The 3372-nt window shown below is 43.7% G+C and carries 4 protein-coding genes; all 4 read left to right on the top strand.

The features are described from left to right. The coding region (locus tag GTGU_RS13795; protein ID WP_038158039.1) for a VENN motif pre-toxin domain-containing protein at positions 1-1039 on the top strand (1039 nt) is incomplete at its 5' end. Between the two features lie 272 nt (positions 1040-1311). After that, on the top strand, positions 1312-1962 hold the full coding sequence (locus tag GTGU_RS13805) for an adhesin (RefSeq protein ID WP_156964168.1): 651 nt from the start codon (positions 1312-1314) through the stop codon (positions 1960-1962). Positions 1963-2278: 316 nt separating this feature from the next. Continuing rightward, on the top strand, positions 2279-2773 hold the full coding sequence (locus tag GTGU_RS13810) for a DUF2569 domain-containing protein (RefSeq protein ID WP_038158043.1): 495 nt from the start codon (positions 2279-2281) through the stop codon (positions 2771-2773). A 194-nt stretch (positions 2774-2967) separates the two neighbouring features. Further along, a partial coding sequence (locus GTGU_RS13815; RefSeq protein ID WP_038158044.1) for an Ail/Lom family outer membrane beta-barrel protein occupies positions 2968-3372 on the top strand: 405 nt, incomplete at its 3' end.

Here is a 3372-nt window from a genome sequence, read left to right on the forward strand (position 1 = left end):
TCAGGGGGCTGCCGGTGGAGACATGAATGCGGCGATCGCAGGTGCAGCAGCACCGTATATTGCCGAAATGATTGGACATCAGTCAGGTCTTGAGGGCATGAGTAAAGTGGCAGCCCATGCCGTGGCAAATGCGGTACTGGCCTCCATGCAGGGGCAGAATGCACTGGCCGGGGCAGCCGGTGCCGCTACCGGTGAACTGGTCGGAATGATAGCGCTGGAAATGTACAACAAACCGCTCAGTGAACTCAGCGAAACAGAGAAACAGACCATCAGTGCACTGGCAACCATCGCATCAGGTATTGCCGGGGGACTGGCAGGTGACAGTTCCTCGTCTGCACTGGCCGGGGCACAGTCGGGTAAAACGACGGTTGAAAATAATCTGCTGGGTGGCAGTGAATGGCTCCAGACGGAAAAAGCTAAGGAGCATGGTGCTGATGTCCTCTCCTGTAGTGATAATCCTTCCGGTGAAGCCTGTAAGCGGGGACTGGCTGAAAATAAAGCTTATGCAGCCGCATTAGCGACAGGTAGCGTTGCCCTGTTACCGGGGAGTGCCCAAGCTATGTGGTTGCTTGGTGCCGGGACAAATGCCGGTATGCAGTATGCAGATAGTAGTGAAATAAACCCGGTCAACTCTGTGGCTGCAGGCTGGATAAATGTGATAACCATGGGGCAGAGTTGGAAAGGGACAATAGCCTGGAATGCGGCAGGTGGAGCATTAACCAACACCATAAACGGAGATGATCCTCTTACGGGGGCGATAACAAATGGAGCGGGGGCTTGGTTTGGATACGGGGTTGGCAATTATGTGGTCAAGCCTGCTGCAAATACAATCGGTAAATGGATAACCGGTGGTTGGAATCCTAAATTCGATCCTACTCTACTGAAATATACTGAAGTTAAAGGGCCGTTGGGTCTATCTAAAGAAATGGTACCGAGTAAGATCCCTAGTGCTGTGGGTAATGCGGGTGGTAGTTTATCATCTGAGTTTGGAAGTTCCATTATCCAGAAAAAGAAAGATGCAATGGAGGCTGGGAAATGAAGATCCTCCTTATTGTTGTCTTATTAATGATTGTATGCATATTTAGTTTATTTATAGTCGGTTCGATTTTTTATCTTCTTTTGGAGATATTTATGTACTTTTATTTAAATTCCCCAATATCATTTGAAGTTTTTCAGTTTTTTAGACTATTAAAAATAAGTGTGTATGGGGGGGGGATCTTAGGCTTGGGTATTGGTTTGTTGCATATCATGAAAGTTAAGGGGTTCTGAAATGTTGCGGAGAATAACTCGCTCGGAGATGGCTGGAACAGTTTGCTGTCAACCGGAGAGAGAGACTACGTTGATGCTGCTGCGTCCTGGAAACAGTTTGCGACCGATAAGAGACTATCCCCGGAAGAAACACAGGCCGGGCTGGATAAGATAGCGAAAGGTGAATTACCGGAAGGTGCTAATATCGCAAAAGTGATCGTTGACGGTTATAAAGATGGCGTCATGATTGCATATGCCTGGTATCTTGGCCCTGCTGCATCAATTGGCAAGGTGATTGGTGGTGGAGTGATTGCAGAAATTGCTAACGGAAGCTACCAGTGGTTTGACCTGAGCCAGCCAGGTAATGAGAACAAAAGCTGGGACTGGAAAAGCAGTGCCAGTTCTGGCATAACAGGTATGCTTGCACCGGGAAGGACTGTCAGACAGAACGTCGGAATTGCGATGGGTGGCGCATTCTTTACCGATGGTCCGGATATCTGGTCGATAGGAAGTGCTGCTGCCGGGGCCGGAGCTGGTGGAGGGTTTGGGTTATACGCACCAGGAATTGTAAATTCAGTTACAGGAAAAGAATTCCCGGGATTTATATTCGACGCGACAGGAGCTTTTGGTAGCGAGTTTTTAGGTGGATATATAAAAGATGCAATCAATAACAGTCAACCACCTTCTAATAAAAAGACGGAGGGAGAGAAGTGATTGCTTATTTTGTGTTATTTTTATACTCATGCATCTTTTGTATAATCCTCGGATTTCTTTTGATGGGAGGAGGAGCTTTATTTATTTATCTAACAAAAGGATACATTTTTTTCCTGCCTCCCAAGTGATGAGGGTTCTTGTGTTTGGATGTATAGCCGGTACAGCTATAACACTAGCAGCAATAGTCTTTAATCTGATAGACAAATTTAATTCGCGTAAAAAAACTCCGTCAGATCCTGAGTGAGATTAGCAATAATTCCCATCCTGATGGCTGGATTGTAAAAAACAAACATTTATGAATAAAAATGGATCAGTAATGGAATGTATAAAATGTAGAGTTTATGAAGCAAACAAAGAGTCAGGTTTGTGTGATGCCTGTGAACAGGAGGAACTTTGTAGGATTAACGGGTTGTTATACCTTCCAGCTCTTGGACTTATCTTAGGGATTATTGGAGGCGCTATTGAACTTTACAGTTTTACCATGATCGCATTCAATTATTTCAATGAAACTGGCTTTTTATCTTATTACTCTATGGGGGCATTTGCGTTTCTGATATGTGGATTCATTGTTTCCCTTTATGCAGCGTGGTTGTTTTTTAGACGCAAAAAAGGAACTCGAAAAGCCATGATCGCTTATTATGCAACAGGACTGATTATTGCTCTCTATCTCACTGTATTACCAGCTATTCTATTTGACGCACAGCAGGATTCAGATAATATTAAATTATTGGCGAGTGGAATATTTGGTGTTGCCATATGGATACCTTATTTTATTCTATCCAAAAGAGTTAATATGGTTTTTTGTCGGTAGCCATGTCATAATTAATGGCTTTTTTGTTGAGAATAACCTCGAAGCCATGCAGTCGGCGGCCGAAAAACAAAAAACAGGTACTGTCGAAAAATGGGAGCAGCAGCAATTGAAGAAGCCAGTGTTCTGTGAGGCCATTGCAGGTTTAGGTTGTTGGTGCATATATTTCTGGAATAGAAAACAATAGGAGATTAAAAATGAAAGTTGAATTACTGGCAGTATTACTGGCATCATCAATGGTAAGTGAGGTTGCGTTTGCTGATAATCATTCTGTATCTATTGGTTATGCCCAAAGCAAAGTACAGGATTTTAAAAACATCCGTGGCGTAAATCTGCAATACCGTTATGAGTTTGACTCTCCGCTGAGCGCTCTTGCTTCATTCTCATATATGAGTGGTGATGATAAGCAAAACTATTTCCTCTCCGGCGACTCAGTTGATAACCGCATTGATGCAAAATACTACTCTCTTCTGGTTGGCCCTGCATATCGTATCAATGAATATGTTTCATTGTATGCATTGGGCGGTATTGCTCACGTCAAAGCAACGGGAAAAACTCGCTGGATAAATGTCAATGATGATTATGTGAATCACGAAAACATA

The sequence above is a fragment of the Trabulsiella guamensis ATCC 49490 genome (assembly GCF_000734965.1).
Taxonomy (GTDB): Bacteria; Pseudomonadota; Gammaproteobacteria; order Enterobacterales; family Enterobacteriaceae; genus Trabulsiella; species Trabulsiella guamensis.

What these genes read in the sequence shown, in the direction of transcription:
- GTGU_RS13810 (WP_038158043.1), top strand. Translation starts at nt 2,279, where the DNA reads ATGGAATGTATAAAATGTAGAGTTTATGAAGCAAACAAAGAGTCAGGT.